This is a genomic window from uncultured Bifidobacterium sp., from assembly GCF_959020145.1.
Lineage (GTDB): Bacteria > Actinomycetota > Actinomycetes > Actinomycetales > Bifidobacteriaceae > Bifidobacterium.
Genome location: NZ_CAUEQY010000008.1, coordinates 42,445 through 64,552 on the forward strand (window position 1 = coordinate 42,445; position 22,108 = coordinate 64,552).

Here is a 22,108-nt window from a genome sequence, read left to right on the forward strand (position 1 = left end):
ACAGCATACGTTCAGCCGTGAACCATTGGTCCCGTCATTTGCTGATGCGTCCCTCATAATACTGGACCTCCTCCAGCTCGCCTTCCACGACCTCTTGGAAATGACGGTCATGGTCCAGCACGGATTTGTTTCCGGTGTCGTAGGCGTACCGGTATCCCGCTTCATGGTATTTCGGGTAGTGCGTGGAGTTCTTCTCCCCAGACGAATCACTGACTTCGGCTCCTGGAAAAGCCCTCTTCGGCGCATCCTCCTCATGGACGGAGCATCGTATGGTGAGCCAGTTCTCCGTATGGGGGTTAGCCTCCCCGTCAAGTGCCGCGATGCCTTCATCATCCATCTCGATGGCGGTGACCCGTGTTTTCTCGGGAATCTCGAAATTCGCTATCGGGGAGCCAAGCGTGGCGATATGTTGGATGTCGTATTTATCTTGGAAATCCGTCGCCGCCGCTGCCGCGATGATGCCGCCCTGCGAATGGCCGACGATTTCCACGGGATCATCCGGCTGGATGCCGGCCTGTTTCATGGTCTCATCCAGGAAACGGAGGCTTTCCGCGGTTCCGCGCTGCCGCTCATCGGCACTCATCAGCTCGAAATTGGTGTACCAGTCCATAGGCGAATCGTGATTGCCGTCGGTCCCGGGAATGATGATCCTCCAAGCATATGTGCCATCGGCTTTGCGGTACTTGCAGCATGCGATGGTTCCGTATTCCAGACCGCTTTCACGTTCGCCGTTGAGAGGTCCTTCGGACAGCCGCCGTTGGTCGGCGATGGCGTCCTTCGTGCTTGTACCGCCTCTGACCACTTTGGTTTTCGGATACACACGGGTTACGGAGAGATTGTCTCCATGGTCTTTGTCGAAGTACGGTATGAGCAGTCTGTCGATTTTCTTAAGACCGCGATTGACCGAGCCTTTGCCGGAAAGCCCCTCTGCTATAGCCGCTCCCGGTTTGGTGACCATGAATAAGGTTTTCGTGATGTATTCCAGGATGGACGTGTCTTTTGAAGGCCGTTCCTGTATGTTCAATCGGCTCGCATGCTCTCCGAGGACGCTCACGAAGCTTTCCTGCATCCATGCGGTGGATTCCACAAGATAGAATTTGTTGAATTTCCCCTCTTTGGCGTAACTGCGTCTTACCCCCATCAGTGCGCTGGCGGTCAAGGCGAGAATCGCGGATTCCCGTGATGACATGAAAAGCCCTCGCAACATGATATTCAGCCCTTTCCTGCTGGCTTCCTCAGCTTGGGCGTATAAGGATTGGGCTTGTGCGATCAATGAGGATAGCTCATTAAGCTGGGATGCCATGGATTGCAGGGCCTCGGCATGCGCTTCGCAACGTCCGAGCAGCTGCCGGTACGGCAATTCGATATGGTCCTGCGCCGTACACCGTGGACTTGCCCCGGTCAAAGCGGACAGGAGCGGTGTGGCGCGAGGGTGGATTTTGAGTTCATAGCCTGCGGCAATGAAGGATCTACGGGAAGTGCCAAGACGATTCGCTTGGTCTCTGAGGATTCTTGAAGCATTGAAGTATTCCCGGTATTCGGCGGTGGTGAATCTCTTTCCGCCAACGATGCGGGCCGTCACTCGTTGGTTCATGCCGCACCTGCCGACCAGAGAAGACGTGACGTGGCGATCATATCATCACGTAGCAGAGCGGATTGCCGTGCGATGCGATCGAGACGGGTGCGGTATTCCTCGGCCGCGGTGCCGGTCCAGTCGGCCAGTCTGTTGGAGGCTATTGCCGCATCAAGTCCATCGAGAAGCCGTGACGCGGTAACAAGTTTCGCATTGATCAATGTTTGGGTGGTCCGCACGCCAATTCGGCAACGACAGGACATTCCCGACAGGGATGCCAACGAATTGAAGGCTGCGACGCCTGGGGCGGCACCAAGAAAAGCATTTGAAACGTTCATGGCAGCCATTTGACCACATTCGGCGTTGACGCCAATCGGAAAACAGAGCTTGTGGTCAAAGAACGAGTCTATGAAAAACCGTCGGCGTGTCGTTATTGGAAAAACAACGAAAACCACGTCGACGGCATGTGGATAACTATATTCGAAAAAGCCCCCTACCAGGGTTTGGTCTGCGAGGATGACGTGCTTGGGTTCTTTTTCGCAGCCGAACCTGAATCGTCATTGGGATCCGATTGCGTGGATTGGGCGTTCTGAGCCAATAGCTCCTCTATTTTCCGACGTTGTTCGTCGGATAGGTTTTCGTCGTTCTTGTGACTTGATTTACCCGATTCCTGAGCGTCGGCGGTGTTTGAATCCGTGGAAGCGGACTGATCGCTCTGCTCGGCTTTGATCTTCTTGGACGCGTGATCCGTAAGCTGGCTGGAAACATGACTGTTATGCTCGATTGATTCGCGCACTTGGGGCAGCAGCAGCGGCTTCATGGCTGATGCCTCGTTGAATTGGGCGTCCGTCTGCTGTTGCCTGGTGTGCAGCTTGTCCCAATCGGCATCGTCTTTTCTGCTGGTCGAGATGTTCTCCTGCAGGCTTTGCGTGGCCTGGTTGTAGCTATTGACGGCTGCGAGATTCACTATGGCCCATAGGGCGGCCATGACCAGCAACGCCGCCATGACGGCCAAAACGATGCGAACCGTCAGCGAGGCACGCGGTTTCATGGTTGTTCTGGTCATAGCAAACTCCTCGACTGAATTATCCAAGCCCCCAATTCGCATGCGAGCAGCAGCAGCGTGACGATGGCCAGTGGCCATACGACGGGCATCGTCCTGGTGCGCTTCTTGGTGGTTTGGGTGACTCGCCACTTATCGGACGCTTCCTTGGACACGCCGTCACGCATGGTGTTGGAGGCGTTCAACACCAGCGCGGTACCGCTCAACTCGTCGGCGATGGACGCCATCTCATCCTTGTTCATGCGTGACACTCCGGGTTTGCCGGTATCAGGGTCGGTGACCCACTGGTCCGCATTTCCATCGACGCCGTCGGCGATTACGGGAATGTTGCCTCCCTGCTCGCTGCCGATGGCTACGGTGAAGGCATCGGATAGGTATCGTCGCAATGATGAGAACGTGCGCCGTGCCTTTGACGAGGTCTGTTCTCCATCGGAAAACAGGTACAGCACGATCGCATCATCGGGATGCTGATCATGAATGGACTTGCAGGTCAGCAGCAGCTGGTCGATAGGGGCATCCAACGTCGAACCGGCCGAAACGGAAGTCGCCTCGGGCGCGAGTGTATCCGCCCAATTGTCGATCGCGTTCGAATCCGGGGTCAACGGCACGTCCAACGTGCCGGAAGCTCCGAATCGCAAAGCGGCGAAACTGGAATTGGGATATAGCGCGGTGACGTCCTTCACGGCTTGTTTTGCCACGTCGAGACGGCTTGACTGTTCGGCTGAACCATATTGCGCGTCTTTGACGGCCATGGAACCGGTCACGTCAACGGCCACCACCACGTCGGTGGCGTTCACCGCACGGCTATTGGTCGGCGCCACGATACTGGGCGTCAATGCCATGACCGACACCGTCAGACAAAGCAATACGCGCCGAACGCATGCCCAAACGGTTTCGTCGCTGTCAGCGCGGCGACGAACATGCAATACGATCTGCGCAATGGCGCAGGCCAGCAGAACCACGGCGACGGCTCCGCCGACAGGCCAACCCAAAGCAGGGGAAAGCGTCAGATGGTTCATCTCCTCAACCTCCAAGCCAATGCCAGCCAGACCATCAAAACGATGGCCAAGGCCAGTGTCCACCATCCGGGAGCATCCACCATGGCGGCCTTGTTGCTCGACTCGTTTTCATGGTTCCGCCGAGATTCGATTTCCTTGACCAGCGAAGAGACGGATGCTCCATTCGATTGGGTGAGAAACACCCCATGATGAGCTTCGATGGCGGATTTGAATTCCTGGGTGGTCTCGTCGGCCTCGCTCTGCTTCGGTCCGGAAAACAATCCATCCACGGTGATTTGGGCCTGCTTGGTCAGGTTCAGCGCCTCGTCAAGCGTATAGGTTGGTTTTCCGGAAACGACGTTGTCCGTGGCAAGCACGATGGATGCGGCGCGTTGACGCTCGGCATTGTCGGCGCTTGCGTTCCCATAGGCGAATCCGGGAAGCATGGCCGCGCAGCTCACCACGCCATCGCCAATCAGCGAAGTGGACTCCTTACGGTTCTGCGTGCCTTCCAGCCAGTCGGAAATCGCCTGATAATCGCTGTCCTTCATCTTGTCGATATCGTCTTGGGACTCGACGCCTGCGAGGATGCTGCTGGCTTTGTCAAGCTGTTTGGACACCAGTTCGTAGTCGTCGGTCAACGGAAAAACGGTACGTGACGTCGAATTGAAGATGCTCAGGCCGATTCTCTCGCCCTTGAAGCTGTCGACGAGTTGACGGTAGGTGTCGATGACCTCGCGGTCGTAGGGGAGCGCCGAGCCGGAAACATCCAAGCACAGCACGATGTCTCGGCTGCTGGCCTTCTCCTCGCCTTCATCCACGGTGCTGGGACGTGCCACCAGAGCCGTGGCGAGTGCCAACGCGACCACTAGAAGAATCACCGCCAAACGTGAAAGAACCCTCCACTGGCGGAATAATCTCGATGCGGATTCCGTGTTGAGGTCATCATCCAGGCTGAAGGTGCGGGCACTCTCGATGCCATCGGTTTTGTGGCGCGCGGCCACCAGCAACGTGACGCCGGCAACGGCCAGCACCACGATGACGCCTGCCAGAAAGGCCCAAGGCCAATGCCATGACAGTTGCATCTATCGCCACCTTTCCACAAGATTGGCCACCCATTCGCCAGCCTGCTCGACCGTGGCCTGCCTGGCGATGTGATTGCGCTCGGCATCCGCGAATTCCGGCGGATACAATGCCTCGATGGTTTGCCTGAGCAAGGTGAGACCCTGCTGGTTCCCCGTGGTCCGAGGCGTCTCTTCGATGTCGGTGAGCGTCTGGTTGCGCACGTCCGTTCCGGTGGCAGTGGAAGCAAAATCCCTGGCGATTGCGGCCAGCTGTGCGAAAGCCTCCTCGCGCTCCAGCTCCCCCCGGGCATGGCGGGACACAACATCATCGATACGCTGATGCCAGACGGTTTTGCCGGCAAGCGCGTCATGTCGGCCGCGATTGACTATTTTTGCGGGCTTCCGGCTCGGCCGGGCAAGCCAGACCACAAGAGCCACCAAAACGACGGCAAGCAACAGACAGACCGCGATGACGACGGCCAAACCGTTCTCAAGATGAATCTGGTCCTTGATGACGAGGTCATCCTCGGCAAGGAAGAGCATCATGCCTTGTCTCCCAACGACAATACGGACGGGGCTCTCAATTGGTTACGTGTGGACTGGGCCAAAGCCGTGGAAACCATGCGCACGAACTCATGGAACATGCGTTCGCTGGAATCGGATCGGATTACCGTCGAGTCACAGCGATTCAGCTCATGGCGAATGGACGCAGCCAGGTATTCGCGATGCGTTCGCACTTGCCCAGCTGTGTTTCCCCTACGCAGGAACGCAGGCACGCGTCGTTTTCCAGCCCCGTCAAGCACCACGCGCGCATGGCTGACATCAAACGGATTGATGGTGGCCACATCGATGAGCACCATCGGATGTGTCCTTGCAATCGTGCGGATGGCGCTCAAATGACGTTCCTCCAACGCATGCTCCTCGGTGGCGATGACGACCAGCGCCTCTTTGTCCCGAATGCGGCGCGCGTATTCCAGCAACGCGTCGATATTGCGGGGCCTGGTCCACTCGCGCTGCAATGCCGTATCCAAGGTTCGTTCGAACTGCGCCAGGCCACCGTTGAACGGCACCCGGGTGATGGAAGCGCTGTCGCCGAACACCATGGACACTTCGTCGCCTCGGCGCAGGCTGAGCGCGGCGAACATGCATAAGGCGTTTGCCGCCACCTGGTACGCCTGTTCCGAGGAAGGGCATGCGGCGGTCATTTCCTGTCCGACGTCAAGCAGCAACCATGCCTTCGAAGTGGAGGGACGCTCACGCTGCACCACCATTGGACGTCCCGCTCGGGCACTGGTCTTCCAATCGATGCGTTTCGCCTCGTCTCCCGGCTCATAGGCGTGGATATCCACGACATCGTCGGCGCCGAAGCGTTTGTTCGATGCGTGCGCGCCTTCGAGTATGCCGAGCGCCTTGCGTACCGTCGGCAGACTCAGCGTGGTTCCAAGCGTCTCGATTTTTCTGCGGATCGGATCGTCGGAACGGATCTGGTCGATCATGGAACGGGGACCGCCTGCACGATCGAATCCACCACCTGGTCGCTGGTGACGCCATCGGCAAGTGCTTCGAACGTCATCAGAATACGATGACGCAACACTTCGTGGGCGAACGCCTTCACATCCTCAGGAATGACGTAATCTCGTCCCTGCAGGAGCGCGTTGGCCTGTCCTATGCGCACCAGCGCGATGGACGCGCGCGGCGAGGCGCCCAGCCTGACGAGCGAGGAAAGTCCTTGGACGGGCTTGGTTCCAGCGCCACGGGAGGTGGCCGCGATATCGACCGCATACTGCATGATCGCATCGGACACGTGCACACGACGTGCCGCGGAACGCAGGAATTCGACGTCGCTGATGGAAACGGTGTCACCGGTGAGCGCGTGCTGGTCTACGGTATCGGAGCCGCGGCGGGTCAGCATGGCGAGCATGCGTTGCTCTTCCTGCGCTGTCGGATAGGTCAGTACGGCCTTCATCATGAAACGGTCCATCTGCGCCTCGGGAAGATTGAAGGTGCCCTCTTCCTCGATTGGATTCTGCGTTGCGATGACCATGAATGGTTTCGGCAGCGCGATGCGTTGGCCTCCGATGGTGGTCGCGCCCTCCGCCATGGCTTCAAGCATGGCGGACTGGGTTTTCGCGTTGGAACGATTGATTTCGTCGAGCAGCACGAAATTGGCGTGGATCGGGCCGATCTGCGTGGAGAATTTCTGCGTGGCGAAATCGAAGACCTGAGTGCCGACCAGGTCCGAAGGCATCAGATCGGGAGTGCATTGCACACGTTTGAACGAGCCGGACACCGAAGTGGCCAAGGTCTGCGCGGCAGTGGTTTTTGCCAGACCCGGGACGGATTCGATGAGGATATGACCGCCGGCCACCAAAGTGGTGATCAGCGATTCACGAAGATTGTCCTGTCCGACCAGGGTCTGCGCGAAACGTCCGCGAATCTGCGAACCGATGTTCCTGGCGCGTGCGATGTCTTCGGCCGACAGCGTGGTTGGTCTTGCGGCTGCGGGCATGGGGATGGGTGCCGGTGCTGGCGCCGGATTCTTTGGAGGGAATAAAGCCATGGTTGCTACTCTAACGGGTCAAGCTGACGGGAGGGTCCAATCCACCGGCTGTTCTCCTGCTTCGATTAGCGCCTGATTGGCGCGGGAGAACGGTTTCGAGCCGAAAAATCCGTAGCGGGCGGACATCGGACTTGGATGGGGGGATTTGATGATGAAAGCGTTGGTGAGCAGGGGCTCCAACGTCTGCGCCTTTCGTCCCCACAGAATCGCGACCAGAGGCTTGACGCTGCCGTCAGGCCGACGGCGATTGTTCAATGCGCTGATGGCCGCGTCGGTGACCACTTCCCAGCCTCGCCCCTGATGGCTTCCCGGCTTTCCCGGTTCGACGGTCAGACATCTGTTGAGCAGCATGACGCCCTGTTTGGTCCAGGGTGTCAGGTCGCCGTTGGCCGGCATGGGCACGCCCAGATCGTCGGTCAGCTCGGTGTAGATGTTCGCCAGACTGCGCGGAATGGGCTTGACGTCCGGTGCCACGCAGAAGCTCAGTCCCACCGGATGGCCCGGCGTGGGGTAGGGATCCTGGCCGACGATAAGCACTTTGATGTCGTCGAATGGAATGGTAAACGCGCGCAGAATGTTCCTGCTGGCCGGAAGGTACTTACGTCCCGCCGCGATTTCCGACCTCAGAAAGTCTCCCATGAGATGTATCTGGGGTTCGACATCGGCGAGGGCCTGGGCCCATCCGGGCTCCACAAGATCCTTCAATGGTTTGATATGAGTCATACTTTCCCACTGTACGACGTGCCCTGTGGATGTCCATGCCGATTCCATGCGGAAACGTGTCGAATACGCGCAAAATCGACGATGCTGATTGTGGGCTGACTGCACGGGCCGGTACACTGGGGCGGTAAGTGTGAGAAATGAGGTTGCAGAAAATGGCTAAGCAGGACAAGGAGACCTACGAATCCTACGCCAAGGATATGTTCGACAATCCTCCGGCGGGACCGATGGGCGTGCACCGTGGCGCACGTTCCATGGCGTCCAGGGCTCTGCCGTATGTGATTGTCGTGATTGTGGCTCTGCTCGCCGGCCTGCTGTTCTGGGGAGTCTATTCTGGTGAGATCAGCAACCTGAGAATGCCTTGGTCGGCCAAGGAGGACTCTTCATCGTCCGTCTCCACGGCGGATAAGGCGGATAAGAAGACGGACGACACGTCCAAAGACGCCAAGACGGAGAACAAGAAGTCCGAGGACGGCAAGAAGACCAGTACTTCGGATGGCCAGTCGAAGGACGCTTCGGACGCCAACCAGAACGCGGAACAGAATAACGATCAGAACAATGGCCAGGATGCGGCTTCTGAGCAGAGCGTGAATCTGGCCACCGAGATCCGCGTGGTGAACGCCACCAGCATCACCGGTTACGCCAAGAGCAAGGCCGATGCCCTGACCCAGGCCGGATACACCAGCGTGACGCCCAGCAATCCGACCGGCAACGTTCCCAGCCAGACGGTTGTCTGGTATCAGAATGAGGCCGACAAGGCGACGGCGGAGAATGTCGCGCAGACGCTGGGAATCTCCAATGTCCAGCAGAGCAGCGGATTGGTCACGCCGATCGTTGTGGTGCTGTTGAACTGAAAAAACGCCGTCCGAACCGGTTTGGAACCTCGCCCGAACATAGGCGAGGTTCTTTTATTTTCTTGGAAATCCGGCGTTTTTCAAGTTGATTCGATGCGACTGACATCTTGCTCACAGCGCAAAGAACGTCATCGGGTTTGGCACTCTCGACGTGAGAGTGCTAATCTGCGAATTAGCACTCGACGAGTGAGAGTGATAACTGGCGGCTGACGGCTGGTTCTGATTGTCGCTCCGAAGGTGGAAATAATACCGTGTAGCCATATGTGGAGGAACAATGGCAAAGATGATTGCATATGACGACGAAGCTCGTCAGGGAATGCTCGCGGGTCTCGACAAGCTCGCTGACACCGTCAAGGTCACCCTTGGTCCGAAGGGCCGCAATGTGGTGCTTGACAAGACCTACGGCGCTCCGACCATCACCAACGATGGCGTTTCCATCGCAAAGGAAATCGATCTGGACGATCCGTATGAGCGTATCGGCGCCGAACTGGTCAAGGAAGTCGCCAAGAAGACCGATGACGTTGCAGGCGACGGCACCACCACCGCAACCGTGCTGGCCCAGTCCCTGGTGCACGAGGGTCTGAAGAACGTCACCGCCGGCTCCAACCCGATCGCGCTGCGTCGTGGCATCGAGAAGGCCGCCGACGCCATCGTCAAGGAACTCGTCGCAGCAGCCAAGGACGTTGAGACCAAGGATCAGATCGCTGCCACCGCAACGATCTCCGCCGCTGATCCGGAAGTCGGCGAGAAGATCGCCGAAGCTCTGGACAAGGTCGGCCAGGATGGCGTCGTGACCGTCGAGGACAACAACCGCTTCGGTCTTGACCTTGACTTCACCGAGGGCATGCGCTTCGACAAGGGCTACATCGCTCCGTACTTCGTGACCAACGCCGAGGACCAGACCGCCGTTCTCGAGGATCCGTACATCCTTCTGACCTCCGGCAAGCTGAGCTCCCAGCAGGATGTCGTCCACATCGCCGAGTTGGTTATGAAGACCGGCAAGCCGCTGCTGATCATCGCTGAGGACGTTGACGGCGAGGCTCTGCCGACCCTGATTCTGAACAACATCCGCGGCACCTTCAAGTCCTGCGCCGTCAAGGCTCCGGGCTTCGGCGACCGCCGTAAGGCCATGCTGCAGGATATGGCCATCCTGACCGGTGCCCAGGTGGTGTCCGATGAGCTGGGCCTGAAGCTCGACTCCGTCGACATGTCCGTGCTTGGCACCGCCAAGAAGGTCATCGTCTCCAAGGATGAGACCACCATCGTGTCCGGTGGCGGCTCCAAGGAGGACGTGGCCGCTCGCGTCGCTCAGATCCGTGGCGAGATCGCCAACACCGATTCCGATTACGATCGCGAGAAGCTGCAGGAGCGCCTGGCCAAGCTGGCCGGCGGTGTCGCCGTCATCAAGGTCGGCGCTGCCACCGAAGTCGAGGCCAAGGAACGCAAGCACCGCATCGAGGATGCCGTGCGCAACGCCAAGGCCGCTATCGAGGAAGGTCTGCTGCCGGGCGGCGGTGTCGCTCTGATCCAGGCTGCCGCCAAGGCCAAGGACGACGTCAAGCTCGAAGGCGACGAGGCCACCGGTGCCGCGATCGTGTTCCGTGCCGTCGAAGCCCCGATCAAGCAGATCGCCGAAAACGCTGGCCTGTCCGGCGACGTGGTGATCGACAAGGTCCGCTCCCTGCCTGACGGCCAGGGCCTGAACGCGGCCACCAACGAGTACGAGGACCTGCTGGCCGCAGGCGTCACCGACCCGGTCAAGGTGACTCGTTCCGCTCTGCAGAACGCAGCTTCCATCGCTGGACTGTTCCTGACCACCGAAGCCGTGGTGGCCAACAAGCCGGAACCGCCGGCAGCCGCTCCGGCAGCTGGCGCCGACATGGGCTACTGATCGAAAGACCGGAAGCTTCCATAAGCTCAAATAGCTGATATGAGGCCCGCTTCCCGATGGGGAGCGGGCCTTTGCTTATCTGGAAGGCGCCTTACGCGCGCTTTCTACTGCGCGAACAAACGCGACGCCTGCATTTCGGTCTCCGAATACAACGTGGAGGCCTGCATCAATGCGCGCTGGATTGATTCAAGCGACTGCTCCATCTGCTGCTGCGCGGCACGCCACTGTTCGGCGACCGCTGTGAACTGCGTCGCAGCCCCGCCGCGCCAAACGCTCTGCAGATTGTTGAGATTGCCGTACATGCCCTGCACGGCCTGTCGGATGGATTGGATGGAGGCGTTGACGGCGGCGCTCGAGGACTGAATCTGCTCGCTGTCGACTTGATACTGTGGCATGTGCCGGTCCTTTCAATGATGATTGGTGTGTTTCTCCATGCGATCGCGGTTGGCGCAACCGGACGGTACAGTGGATGCTATGTCATCAGTGAGCGTGTGCAACGAAAAAAACGGAGCTGTGGTCGGAGAACATATGCATTTGGGTTCCGTCGGCGTGTCGCGAAACGGCGGCAGAACGGCAAAAGGTTGGAATATCGCGATTTGCATGTTGCTGGCGGGCGTGCTGGGTTTGTGTTTGATGCTGTGGATAACTCCGCCGGTCCATGCGGATGACAGTGCCGGATTGGGCATTACAGCCACGGACGACATCACCGACACGCAGAATCTGCTCGGTTCGAATGTCTCGGAGATCACGGACGCCATCAACCAGACGAAAAAGGAGACCGGCGTCACCGTCCGTTTGGTGTATCTGGACAGTTTCAACGCCAAGGGCAAGCCGGATAAATGGGTGAGCGCGCTGCTGGAATCGTTGAACCCGAAACCGAATACCGTGATGTTGGCGGTTGCCTCGAATGACGGTAATCTGGTGGTGGCCGTGTCTTCGAACTCGGAGGAATGGCTGAAGAAGAAGTCGACCGTCGACGCGCTGTCCGATGCCGCGCAAAAACCGTTGATGGAAAGCGATCCGGACTGGGCGAAGTCCGCGACCGACATGATGAATCAGATTTCGGTGCAGAAAAAGACCTCGACTTCGTCGCGGACCATATGGATTGGCGTGGGAGGATTCGCCGGCGCGCTGCTGCTTCTGGTGGTGATTCTGGTGGTGTTCCATATCCTGCGCAAGAAGGGCGTGATCGGGCATCGGCGTAAGGGCCGCCATAGCGGCCGTCATGGTGCGGTCGCCGAACGTATCCAACCGGTCAAAGAGTGGGGCGCCGAATCGGAAAACGAGGATTATGTCAATCCGGATACCGCTTCAACGCAAGATTCAGAATCCGTTCAGGAAACATCCAGTGAAGGGAGCGATGCTTAAGCCATGAGCAAGCCTATTGAAGCATCCATTGTCGTTGTCGATGACGAGCCGTCCATCCGAGAGCTGCTGGTGGCATCCCTGCATTTCGCCGGTTTCGAAGTGAACACGGCCGCTTCGGGATCCGAAGCCATCGAGGTCATCGAAAGGCTGCAGCCGGATCTGATCGTGCTTGATGTGATGCTTCCGGACATCGATGGGTTCACGGTGACCCGACGCATCAGGCAGGAAGGCATCACCACGCCGGTGCTGTACCTGACCGCTCGCGATGACACCCAAGACAAGGTCATGGGGCTTACCGTGGGAGGCGACGACTATGTGACCAAGCCGTTCAGCCTCGAAGAGGTCGTGGCCCGAATCCGCGCCATCCTGCGTCGCACCCAGCAGCAGGTGGAGGACGATCCGATCATCCGTGTGGGCGATCTCGAAATCAACGAGGACTCGCACGACGTGTCCCGAGCCGGACAGCCAATCGACCTGAGCCCCACCGAATACAAGCTTCTTCGCTACCTCATGGACAATGAAGGCCGCGTGCTGTCCAAGGCGCAGATTCTCGATCACGTGTGGCAATACGATTGGGGCGGGGACGCGGCCATCGTCGAATCGTACATCTCCTATCTTCGCAAGAAGGTCGATGGCATCGTCATCGAGGATGAGAACGGCGACAAGCACAAGGTAACGCCGCTGATCGAAACCAAGCGCGGCATTGGCTATATGATTCGCGCTCCCAAGAACTAGATTCAGCCATGAGCAAGAATCCCAATTCGCCGTCCACGGGCCACGCCTCCAATCCTTCGGCCATTCCGGCCCCCATGCAGCCTCCCCGGTCGCTGCCGAAGCAGAACAAGGTATGGAGCCGTTTCAACCGCAGGATTCAAGCGATTCCGCTGAGCACGAAACTGGTCACCTGCATCATCGTGCTGCTGACCATCGGCACCATCGGCATCTCCTTTTCCATACGTACGTTGGTGGGCAATTATCTGCTGCAGAAGACCGATACGCAGCTGATCAACCAAGCCCAGCTGATTTTCAACAGCATGGACTCGCTCAGCAGCGACACCGGCGATGACGGGCGCAGCCTCATGAACACGTATTACGTGGAGGTGCGCGACAGCGAATACAAAAGCACGGGTGCCGGATCGGTGCCCATGCTCCGTGACGGAGTGGTTTCGGAACCAAGCCTGCCGGCCGACGGCAGCATCGACGGCGTCACTCTTGGACAGCCATTCACGACACGTGCGGTGGTGCACATCACCACAAGCCGCACCCCGGATCATTCCATCATGCAGGCCGCGCAGTCGCCATGGCGTGTTGTCGCGTTGCCTTGGAACGAGAAGACACGGACCGGGCAAGTCAAGGACAGTGGCGTCGTGTTCATCGGCCTGTCGCTGAGCGATCAGATCGACACGGCCAACACATTGACGCGATTCTGCGCGATGGTGGGCATCGCGGTGGTGCTGATCGGCGCGATACTCGGCACCATTCTGGTGCAAAGCACGCTCGCGCCCCTGAAGCGGATTGAAAAGACCGCCGCGAAAATCGCCGCGGGAGATCTCAGCCAACGTGTGCCAGACCTGCCGGAAAGCACAGAGGTCGGCTCTCTGTCCATGTCGCTGAACACCATGCTGACACGCATCGAGGAGAGCTTCCACGCGCAGGAAGAGACCACCGAAAAAATGAAGCGGTTCGTCTCGGACGCCAGTCACGAATTGCGTACGCCGCTCGCCGCCATTCACGGGTACGCCGAGCTGTACAAAATGCAGCGCGACATGCCTGGGGCTTTGGAGAGGGCTGACGAATCCATCGAACATATCGAGGCATCCAGCGCGCGTATGACGGTTCTGGTGGAGGACCTGCTGTCTTTGGCTCGTTTGGACGAAGGACGTGGCATCGACATCACGCAGCAGGTGAAGCTGACCTCCGTGGTGCGCGACGCAGCCGATGACCTGCATGCGCTCGACCCCGACCGCGGCATTTCCTGCGGACAGGTCGTGCTCCAACCAGGTACCGATATGGACCATCCCGCCCAATTCGCCTTCCAAAATGGCCAGATGCCCCAGATTGAGTTGAAGGGTGATGCTTCGAGACTGCGTCAAGTGGTCACCAACATCGTGGGCAATATCCACCGGTATACGCCGGCGGACTCGCCTGTGGAGATCTCCATGGGTGTGCTACCCGCGTCGATCAGTCCCGAATCCCTATCCCGTATGCCGTCCAACGAGCAGTCGCTTCGCCATCTGGTCGAAGCCATCGAAGTGGGGCAGTCCATGCAAGTGGGTATGAACTACGCGATTGTGCGATTCAGCGACCACGGTCCCGGCGTGCCGCCGGAGGCACGGTCGAAGATCTTCGAACGTTTCTACACCGCCGACCCGTCGCGTGCGCGTCAGAAGGGCGGTACGGGACTCGGCATGGCAATCGCGCAATCCGTGGTCAAGGCGCATCATGGATTCATCTGCGCATCCGGCAGCGAAGGAACGGGACTGACCCTGACGGTGGTGCTGCCGATCGCCCCGGTCGAACCCAAGCCGCAGCCGATTACGGCGAGCGAGAATCGAAAAAACGAAAAAAAGAATCGCAAATCAAAGAAATAACGCTCTTTTCCGTCGGGAAAGCAGACGCTATCGGCGCGGAAGGATGGGTGCGGCCCACCTCTTGCGCTAAACTGTATCTTTGGTTTGAAAATGGGCGAATGGTTTTACCTATTCGCGTGAAGGTATCTGATCAGCAAAATGTGAGGTGACAATGCCGAGCGGACGTGTTCGTTGGTTTGATGCGAACAAAGGCTATGGTTTCATTCAGACGGGTGAGGGCACGGATGATGTGTTCCTGCCCGCTGCCGCCCTTCCCGAGGGCGTGAAGACGCTGCGTAAGGGCGCCAAGGTCGAGTATTCCGTCATTGATGGTCGTCGTGGGCCGCAGGCGATGGGAGTGACGCTGGTTGCCTCGGCCCCGTCGCTGGTTAAAGCCACCCGTCCGAAGCCGGACGATATGGCCGCCATCGTGGAGGATCTGATCAAGCTGCTTGACTCCGCGGGCAATCAGCTTCGTCGACATCGCTATCCTTCACCGGCTGAAAGCAAGAAGCTCGCCACGCTTCTGCGCGCGGTCGCCGACAATTTCGACGTACAGGAATAGAGTTTCATGTCCGATACCACAATGGATCCCAAGGCAATCGCCCAAGCGGTCGCTGTCACAGTGTCCGACGAGGACGGTCAGGTCGGCGACTTCGTGGAAGCCATCGACCTGGGAGACAACGTCACCGATTTCCGCTTCGAATCCCGAGTACGCGGCTACGAAGGCTGGCAATGGTCGGTCACGTTATACCATGATGTCGAACTGGACCATTGGACGGTCAACGAATCATCCCTGGTCCCGACAGACAAGGCCCTGCGTCCGCCAAAATGGATTCCTTGGAAGGACCGTCTCGAGCCGGGCGATTTGGCGGTGACCGATTCAATCGGCACCGATCCCGATGACCCCCGCATGGAAGAGGGCTTCCGCAAGACGCAGGATGCCGAAACATCGGACGATACGGAAGACAAACCGTCAGTCGCGGATGAAACCGTACAGGAACCGGCGATGGATGGAAACGCTTCGGATGAGTCTGAGAAGACGGACGTTTCGGAGGATTCCGAACAGCCTGTGACGTCCGAAGAGGATGTCGAAGAGGCGGTCGAGGAATTCGACCTGTCCCGCAGGCACGTGTTGACTCCGCTTGGCCGGTCGCAGACCGCAAAACGTTGGTACGAAGGCCCACATGGGCCAAAATCGCTATCCACCAAGACGGCCGACGGCAATCCTTGCTCCACATGCGGATTCTTCATTCCGCTGAAGGGTGAGTTGAACCTGCTGTTCGGCGTGTGCGCCAACAAGTGGAGCCCGGATGACGGCAGAGTCGTGTCCATCGATCATGGCTGCGGAGAGCATTCCGAAATCGATCCACCGGAGCCGTCGCATCTGTGGGTGCAGTCGAAGCCGGCGTTCGACGACATGCATATCGATATCATCGCCCAGGCGCCGCGTGACGAGCGGGGCTCCGTGGAGCTGATCGAACAGCTTTCGTCCGATGACGACCATAATCCGAATGAGGATGAGGAAGGTTCGGACGCGGACATCGAAGCCAACACCATCGACGACGACGCCAGCCAAGAGGATGTGCTTGAGCATGTGGCCTCCGACGATGCGCCTGAAGTAGAGACCACCGTCACCGTGGTCGACGAGAATAAGCCGGAAACGTCGGACGATACCGAATCGGCTGATACGGCTGAGCCGACTGAATCGGACGAGCCAGTCGAACAGACTGAACAGGTTGATTCCGTCGATTCCGTCAATTCCGCCGGGTCGGTTGAGCCGGTTGAACAGATGGATGAGACGGTAGTTGAGCCGACTGCTGAAACCACCGAGCAAACGGAAAACAAATCGATGGAAGACGAATCGGTGGAAACCGAGTCAACAGAAGCCGAATCGGCGGAAACCGAACCGGCGGCGGCTGAAACAACGGAAAGCGAAATGACGGAAGCTGATTCGTCGGCTCAAGCCGAATCCGACAAATAATCGTCATCGTATATGAGAGGGCCACGTACCTGAATGTGTACGTGGCCCTCTCATATCTTGTTTTCTTTTTTATGCGGTCAGTGCACGACGGTGACGGTGCAGTCTGCGAAGTTGATGATTTGCTTGGAAACCGATCCAAGGAAATGCGCGTCCAGACCGGACAAGCCGCGCGAACCGACCACTAGATGACGTGCGTAGCGGGAAGCCGCGATAAGCCCCTTCGAGGCGGGAATATGGAAAGCGTGCGATTCGATTTGGAAATCGTCGGGAATGTTCGCTGATGAAACCTGAACCGAATCGAGCAATTCATCAAGCATGCGTTCCGCCTGCGCCTGGCCGACGGAGATGGGAGCGACGGCGTTCTCATACCCTTTGACCACGCCCAAATCTTTCAGCTGCCAGCAGAACATGACCTGCAGGGGAGCGTGATGCAGGGCCGCGAAATCGATGGCGAAACGCAAAGCGTGTTTGGAGGTCTCCGAACCATCAACGCCTACAACCACCGGACGCTGGTTCCGAGGCAGGGGAGAACCCGGCATCGTGTAGGAGACCGTTTCCTCGGTCGGCGTAAGCGCATTGGCGATGGCGTCCTGCACGGATGCCTCTTCATCATCGAGGATACGCACCACGGTGACGGGCACCTTCGCCTCCTCTGCAAGAGAAGCGGAAAGCGATCCCAGAAACCATCGTGCCACGCGTCCAAGCGAACGACGTCCGACGACGATCTGTTGGGCGTCCTTGCCGATTTCCAGAAGCGCTGCCGTTCCGGTGGCTTTGACGGAGGTGAGTTTGACGCGGTTCTCGTCAATCGTCATGCCTTGCGAGGCCTGGGCCACCCATTCGCGCAGCCGACGGGCGATATCATGACGCATCTGCGCCCATTGCTCCTCATCTTCCGGCTGGGATCCCATATCCCATGAATGGGTCCATGCGTAGACCGCATTCACCTGCTGTCCGGTCAGCGATGCTTCGCCAAGAGCCCAACGCAGGGCTGCGAAGGATTCATCGGACCCGTCGACGCCGACGACGATGTCGCCTCGGCGGGAATCCATCACATCATTCGATTGCAGGATGGTGTCGCTCATTTGGTGACCTCCTTGGTCGTTGCCATAAGTCAAGCATATCCGTTCCTTTGCGTCCATAGCGCAATTTACGCGCCGGCGGAATAAACGTCACCGCGAATCGGTAGAGTGTTGAAGGACTAACAAGAGTGGAAGGACAAGCATGTTCGAACGGTTTACCGACCGTGCGCGACGCGTGATTGTGTTGGCGCAGGAAGAAGCTCGGACCCTCCAGCACAACTACATCGGCACCGAGCATCTGCTGCTGGGCCTGATTCGTGAGGGTGAAGGCGTTGCCGCCAAGGCATTGGCCTCGAAGGGCGTGACCTTGGACGACACCCGCAAGCAGGTCGAAGAGATGATCGGCAAGGGAAATGCGTCGCCGAACGGCCACATTCCCTTCACCCCGCATGCCAGGCAGGTGTTGGAGCTGTCGCTACGTGAGGCGTTGCAGCTGGGGCACAGCTATATCGGCACCGAGCATATCCTGCTCGGTCTGATTCATGAGGGCGAAGGCGTCGGCACACAGGTGCTGATCAAGATGGATGTCAACCTTGGCGAGCTGCGTAGCGCCACCATCGATCTGATCCGAGGCAATTCCAGCGACGGCAAGAACGATGGCAAGGGCGAACTCGCCAATGCCGGTGGCGTGCAGGACCGTCGCAATCAGACCGGTTCCGCGATTCTCGACCAGTTCGGCCGCAACCTTACGGCCGAGGCTGCCGCTGGGAAGCTCGATCCGGTGATCGGACGATCCAACGAGATCGAGCGTGTGATGGTGGTGTTGAGCCGCCGCACCAAGAACAACCCGGTGCTGATCGGCGAGCCTGGCGTAGGCAAGACCGCGGTGGTCGAAGGACTCGCGCAGAAGATCAACGCCGGTGATGTGCCGGAAACGCTGAAAGGCAAGCAGGTCTACTCCTTGGACCTCGGTTCCATGGTTGCTGGTTCCCGCTACCGTGGCGATTTCGAGGAACGCTTGAAGAAGGTTTTGAAGGAGATCAAGACCCGCGGCGACATCGTGCTGTTCATCGATGAGATTCACACCATCGTGGGCGCAGGCTCCGCGGATGGCGCCTTGGGCGCTTCCGATATGTTGAAGCCGATGCTGGCCCGTGGCGAACTGCAGACCATCGGCGCGACCACCACCGACGAGTACCGCAAGTACATCGAGAAGGATGCCGCGCTGGAACGTCGTTTCCAGCCGATCCAGGTGCACGAGCCGACCATCGCCGAGACCATTGAGATTCTGAAGGGCTTGCGTGAGCGTTACGAGAACCACCATCATGTGACGATCACCGATGGTGCGCTGCAGGCCGCGGCGGAACTTTCCAGCCGCTACATTCAGGACCGCCACCTGCCCGACAAGGCCATCGATCTGATCGATGAGGCCGGCGCCCGACTGCGTATCCGCAGGCTCACCGCTCCGCCGGAGCTCAAGGAATTGGACGCCAAGGCTGCCAAGCTGGCCGAGGAGAAGGACCAGGCCATCAAGGACCAGGACTTTGAGAAGGCCGCCGAGCTGCGTGACAAGCAGGAGAAGATCGAGTCCGAGCGCAAGGAGAAGGAATCCGCTTGGCGTGAGGGCGAGTCCGATGTGAAGATGGTGGTGGATGAGGACGTCATCGCTGAGGTGATTTCCCAGACCACCGGCATTCCGGTGTTCAAGCTCACCCAGGCCGAGTCCAAGAAGCTCATGGGCATGGAGAGCGAACTGCACAAGCGCATCATCGGTCAGGATGAGGCTGTGTCCGCATTGAGCCGTTCCATCCGTCGCGCACGCGTCGGATTGAAGGATCCGAAGCGTCCGGCTGGCTCGTTCATCTTCGCTGGCCCGACCGGCGTTGGTAAGACCGAGCTGGCCAAGGCTCTCGCCGAATTCCTGTTCGACGATGAGGATGCGCTGATCCGCGTGGACATGTCGGAATTCTCCGAAAAGTACGCCGCGTCGCGCCTGTTCGGTGCGCCTCCGGGATACGTCGGCTACGAAGAAGGCGGCGAACTTACCGAAAAGGTGCGTCGCAAGCCGTTCTCCGTGGTGTTGTTCGACGAAATCGAAAAAGCCCATCCGGACATCTTCAACACGCTGTTGCAGGTGCTGGACGATGGCCATCTGACCGACGGCCAGGGACGCAAGGTGGACTTCAAGAACACCATCATCATCCTGACCACCAACCTCGGCACTCGTGACATCGCCAAGGCCGCCAACACCGGTTTCAACCTGGGCACGAACACCGAATCGAGCTACCAGCGCATGAAGGAACAGGTCTCCGCCGAACTCAAGCAGCAGTTCCGTCCGGAGTTCCTGAACCGTCTGGATGACATCATCGTGTTCAAGCAGCTCACCGAACCGCAGGTGCGCCAGATCGTCGACTTGGATGTCAAGCAGCTCAACGACCGTCTGTTCGACCGTCACATGTCGCTCGAACTGACCGACGCGGCCAAGGATCTGCTCGCACAGAAGGGCTTCGACCCGCTGCTGGGCGCCCGTCCGCTGCGTCGCGTGATCCAGCGCGACATCGAGGACGCCATTTCGGAGAAGATCCTGATGGGCGACCTCGAAGATGGCCAGCGCGTGAAGGTGGACGCCGAAGGCGAAGGCATTCTGGGTGAGTTCACGTTCACCGGCGAGGCCTTCGAAGAGCCGAACCAGAAGGATAATCCGGCGGAGGCGACCGAAACGGCCGCTGAAACCGATGCCGCCACTGAACCGACGGCATCGACGGAACCGGCTGATTCCGCGCAGTCGCAGAACTGATTTCCAACGTTGCCGGGGTAAGAACCCCGGCAACGCGTATGCAAAAAGACCGGTGGGTTTCATGATGGAATGTCATGAAACCCACCGGTCTTTTTTACATATGCCTATTCGTCCAGCTATCCATCAGCTGGACGGTTGTGGTTCCGCCCGCTTCCAAGCGGAACCACAACCGTATCGCTCTATGGGAGCGTCATTACTTGATGGCGTTCAGCCACTGCTCCTTGGTGGCCTTCTCCGCCTCAAGCTTGGCCTTCTTCTTCGGATCGGACTCAGCGGCGATCTGGGCGTCAAGTTCGGCGAGCTGTGCGTTGAGCTGCTCCTCGAAGGAGGACTTACGGGCGTCGGCTTCCGGATCGGACTGCTTCCAGGCGGCATCCTCAACAGCCTTGATCTGCTTGTCGACAGCATCAAGACGGCTTTCGATGCGGTGCATGTCATCGCGCGGAACGTAGCCGATCTGGTCCCATTCCTCCTGAATGGCGGCCAATGCCTGGCGAGCCTGCTTGGCGGCCTTCTCATCCTTGACCGGCACCAAAGCCTCAGCCTTGGTCAGCAGTTCTTCCTTCTTGGCGAGATTTTCCTTTTCGGACGAGCTAATCTGCTCGCGATCGGCCTGACGGGCGTTGAAGAACGTGTCTGCCGCAGCACGGAAACGTGCCCACAGCGCGTCATCATCACGACGGCCCGCACGACCGGCCTTCTTCCAACGATCCATCAGCTCGTTGAACTTGCGGGAGGTTTCCACCCAAGCGGTGGAATCCTTGATCTCCTCGGCTTCGGCGATGATGGCCTCCTTCGCGGCCTTGGCGTTGCTGCGCTCCTCATCGCGGCCCTGGGCCCACTTGCGGCGGGCGCTGTTGAACGTAGTGCGGGCGGAGGAGAAACGGGACCACAGGGCGTCGGCGTCGGCCTTGTCGAGACGGACGCTATTGTGCTGGTGATCCTGCCACTGCTGGAACAGCGAACGGAACTTGTCCGCGGTGGAACGCCAGTTGGTGTTGTCGCCCAGGGAATTGGCCAGAGCCTCGGCCTTCTCCACAATCGCGGTACGTTCGGCCAGCGCCTTGGCGACGGCGGCCTTGTGGGCCTCGCTCAGCTCGGCCTTCTTGGCCGCTCCGGCCTCCTTCAGTGCTTCGAACTGGGACTTGAGCGCCTCAATATCTCCGACGACGGCCGGCTGCTCGATTTCGGCGGAAAGCGTCTTGATGGACTCGTCGATCTCACGGTTCTTCACATTGCTGGACTTGAGCCTGTTGGCGAACAGGTCGAGCTTTGCCTTCAGATCGAGATAGCGACGGGCATACAGTGCCAGGGCCTCTTCCTTGGAAGCGTCCGGGAACTGTCCGACCTCGCGTTCTCCCTCGCCTTCCTTCACGAACACGGTGCCGTCATCGGCGACACGGCCGAACGCTTCGGTGGCCTTGATATCGGCTTCGGAGAATCCGGTGGAGGTTGCAGGACGCTGCGGAGCCTTCTTGGCGAAGGCCGCGGGGCTCGGCGCATGCGGCTTCATGGCCGCTGGGCTCGGGACGGCCGGTTTGCTGGCCTGGGTTGCGGGCGTCGCTGCCTGCTCGTTGGTTTCAGTGGTGTTCTCGGACGCGGTGATATTCTCGTCGGCCATGGCCAGCTCCTTACGTAAGCTTC

20 protein-coding genes are annotated in these 22,108 nt (G+C 59.0%); 8 read left to right on the forward strand and 12 right to left on the reverse strand.

Features of this window, described 5'->3' with window-relative positions; all coding sequences use genetic code 11:
• Positions 1 to 34 precede the first annotated feature (34 nt).
• The 9 genes from Q5H33_RS04235 to Q5H33_RS04275 all read right to left on the reverse strand — a co-directional run bounded on the left by Q5H33_RS04235 (position 35) and on the right by Q5H33_RS04275 (position 7,981).
• The gene (locus tag Q5H33_RS04235) at positions 35 to 1,594 is read right to left on the reverse strand and encodes an alpha/beta hydrolase (protein ID WP_003808670.1); all 1,560 of its coding nucleotides are present in this window, start codon (positions 1,592 to 1,594) and stop codon (positions 35 to 37) included.
• Positions 1,591 to 1,812 (reverse strand): hypothetical protein, encoded by a 222-nt coding sequence (locus tag Q5H33_RS04240; RefSeq protein WP_302423198.1) that lies wholly within the window; start codon positions 1,810 to 1,812, stop codon positions 1,591 to 1,593. Before Q5H33_RS04240 ends, Q5H33_RS04235 begins: the two co-directional genes overlap by 4 nt.
• 254 nt (positions 1,813 to 2,066) lie before the next feature.
• Positions 2,067 to 2,639 (reverse strand): DUF6466 family protein, encoded by a 573-nt coding sequence (locus Q5H33_RS04245; RefSeq protein ID WP_003808675.1) that lies wholly within the window; start codon positions 2,637 to 2,639, stop codon positions 2,067 to 2,069.
• Positions 2,636 to 3,655: a VWA domain-containing protein gene (locus Q5H33_RS04250; protein WP_003808678.1), complete on the reverse strand. Its 1,020-nt coding sequence runs from the start codon at positions 3,653 to 3,655 to the stop codon at positions 2,636 to 2,638. Before Q5H33_RS04250 ends, Q5H33_RS04245 begins: the two co-directional genes overlap by 4 nt.
• Positions 3,652 to 4,719 (reverse strand): VWA domain-containing protein, encoded by a 1,068-nt coding sequence (locus tag Q5H33_RS04255; RefSeq protein ID WP_151907293.1) that lies wholly within the window; start codon positions 4,717 to 4,719, stop codon positions 3,652 to 3,654. The genes Q5H33_RS04250 and Q5H33_RS04255 overlap by 4 nt, the downstream gene beginning before the upstream one ends.
• Positions 4,720 to 5,244 (reverse strand): hypothetical protein, encoded by a 525-nt coding sequence (locus Q5H33_RS04260; protein WP_003808681.1) that lies wholly within the window; start codon positions 5,242 to 5,244, stop codon positions 4,720 to 4,722. It lies immediately after the preceding gene.
• Positions 5,241 to 6,194 (reverse strand): DUF58 domain-containing protein, encoded by a 954-nt coding sequence (locus Q5H33_RS04265; RefSeq protein ID WP_302423204.1) that lies wholly within the window; start codon positions 6,192 to 6,194, stop codon positions 5,241 to 5,243. Before Q5H33_RS04265 ends, Q5H33_RS04260 begins: the two co-directional genes overlap by 4 nt.
• Positions 6,191 to 7,258 (reverse strand): MoxR family ATPase, encoded by a 1,068-nt coding sequence (locus Q5H33_RS04270; protein WP_033499173.1) that lies wholly within the window; start codon positions 7,256 to 7,258, stop codon positions 6,191 to 6,193. Before Q5H33_RS04270 ends, Q5H33_RS04265 begins: the two co-directional genes overlap by 4 nt.
• Positions 7,259 to 7,276: 18 nt before the next feature.
• The gene (locus Q5H33_RS04275) at positions 7,277 to 7,981 is read right to left on the reverse strand and encodes a uracil-DNA glycosylase (protein ID WP_011743002.1); all 705 of its coding nucleotides are present in this window, start codon (positions 7,979 to 7,981) and stop codon (positions 7,277 to 7,279) included.
• A gap of 152 nt (positions 7,982 to 8,133) precedes the next feature.
• Between Q5H33_RS04275 and Q5H33_RS04280 the strand changes: the two genes are divergently transcribed.
• Positions 8,134 to 8,832: a LytR C-terminal domain-containing protein gene (locus Q5H33_RS04280; protein ID WP_021913933.1), complete on the forward strand. Its 699-nt coding sequence runs from the start codon at positions 8,134 to 8,136 to the stop codon at positions 8,830 to 8,832.
• A gap of 274 nt (positions 8,833 to 9,106) precedes the next feature.
• Positions 9,107 to 10,723 carry a chaperonin GroEL gene (groL, locus tag Q5H33_RS04285; protein WP_011743003.1) on the forward strand — a complete coding sequence of 539 codons (1,617 nt, stop codon included), beginning with the start codon at positions 9,107 to 9,109 and terminating at the stop codon, positions 10,721 to 10,723.
• A 104-nt stretch (positions 10,724 to 10,827) separates the two neighbouring features.
• On the opposite strand, the gene Q5H33_RS04290 is transcribed toward groL, so the two are convergent.
• On the reverse strand, positions 10,828 to 11,118 hold the full coding sequence (locus tag Q5H33_RS04290) for a WXG100 family type VII secretion target (RefSeq protein ID WP_003808696.1): 291 nt from the start codon (positions 11,116 to 11,118) through the stop codon (positions 10,828 to 10,830).
• Between the two features lie 205 nt (positions 11,119 to 11,323).
• On the opposite strand from Q5H33_RS04290, the gene Q5H33_RS04295 reads away from it, so the two are divergent.
• The 5 genes from Q5H33_RS04295 (at position 11,324) to Q5H33_RS04315 (ending at position 16,645) form a co-directional block, all read left to right on the forward strand.
• On the forward strand, positions 11,324 to 12,091 hold the full coding sequence (locus Q5H33_RS04295) for a TPM domain-containing protein (RefSeq protein WP_236836217.1): 768 nt from the start codon (positions 11,324 to 11,326) through the stop codon (positions 12,089 to 12,091).
• A 3-nt stretch (positions 12,092 to 12,094) separates the two neighbouring features.
• On the forward strand, positions 12,095 to 12,826 hold the full coding sequence (locus tag Q5H33_RS04300) for a response regulator transcription factor (protein ID WP_003808701.1): 732 nt from the start codon (positions 12,095 to 12,097) through the stop codon (positions 12,824 to 12,826).
• 74 nt (positions 12,827 to 12,900) lie between these two features.
• A complete protein-coding gene (locus tag Q5H33_RS04305) occupies positions 12,901 to 14,682 on the forward strand; it encodes a HAMP domain-containing sensor histidine kinase (RefSeq protein ID WP_117642958.1) in 1,782 nt (593 codons plus the stop codon).
• A gap of 151 nt (positions 14,683 to 14,833) precedes the next feature.
• A complete protein-coding gene (locus Q5H33_RS04310) occupies positions 14,834 to 15,226 on the forward strand; it encodes a cold-shock protein (RefSeq protein ID WP_039774936.1) in 393 nt (130 codons plus the stop codon).
• Positions 15,227 to 15,232: 6 nt separating this feature from the next.
• Positions 15,233 to 16,645, forward strand: coding sequence for a DUF3027 domain-containing protein (locus tag Q5H33_RS04315; RefSeq protein ID WP_302423216.1), 1,413 nt, complete (start codon positions 15,233 to 15,235; stop codon positions 16,643 to 16,645).
• 77 nt (positions 16,646 to 16,722) lie between these two features.
• Here the strand turns inward: Q5H33_RS04315 and Q5H33_RS04320 are convergent, their stop codons facing one another.
• Positions 16,723 to 17,730 carry a universal stress protein gene (locus Q5H33_RS04320; RefSeq protein WP_021913929.1) on the reverse strand — a complete coding sequence of 336 codons (1,008 nt, stop codon included), beginning with the start codon at positions 17,728 to 17,730 and terminating at the stop codon, positions 16,723 to 16,725.
• Positions 17,731 to 17,869: 139 nt separating this feature from the next.
• Between Q5H33_RS04320 and Q5H33_RS04325 the strand changes: the two genes are divergently transcribed.
• Positions 17,870 to 20,464: an ATP-dependent Clp protease ATP-binding subunit gene (locus Q5H33_RS04325; protein ID WP_039774938.1), complete on the forward strand. Its 2,595-nt coding sequence runs from the start codon at positions 17,870 to 17,872 to the stop codon at positions 20,462 to 20,464.
• 193 nt (positions 20,465 to 20,657) lie between these two features.
• On the opposite strand, the gene Q5H33_RS04330 is transcribed toward Q5H33_RS04325, so the two are convergent.
• Positions 20,658 to 22,085: a DUF349 domain-containing protein gene (locus Q5H33_RS04330; RefSeq protein ID WP_055680404.1), complete on the reverse strand. Its 1,428-nt coding sequence runs from the start codon at positions 22,083 to 22,085 to the stop codon at positions 20,658 to 20,660.
• Positions 22,086 to 22,108: the final 23 nt, after the last annotated feature.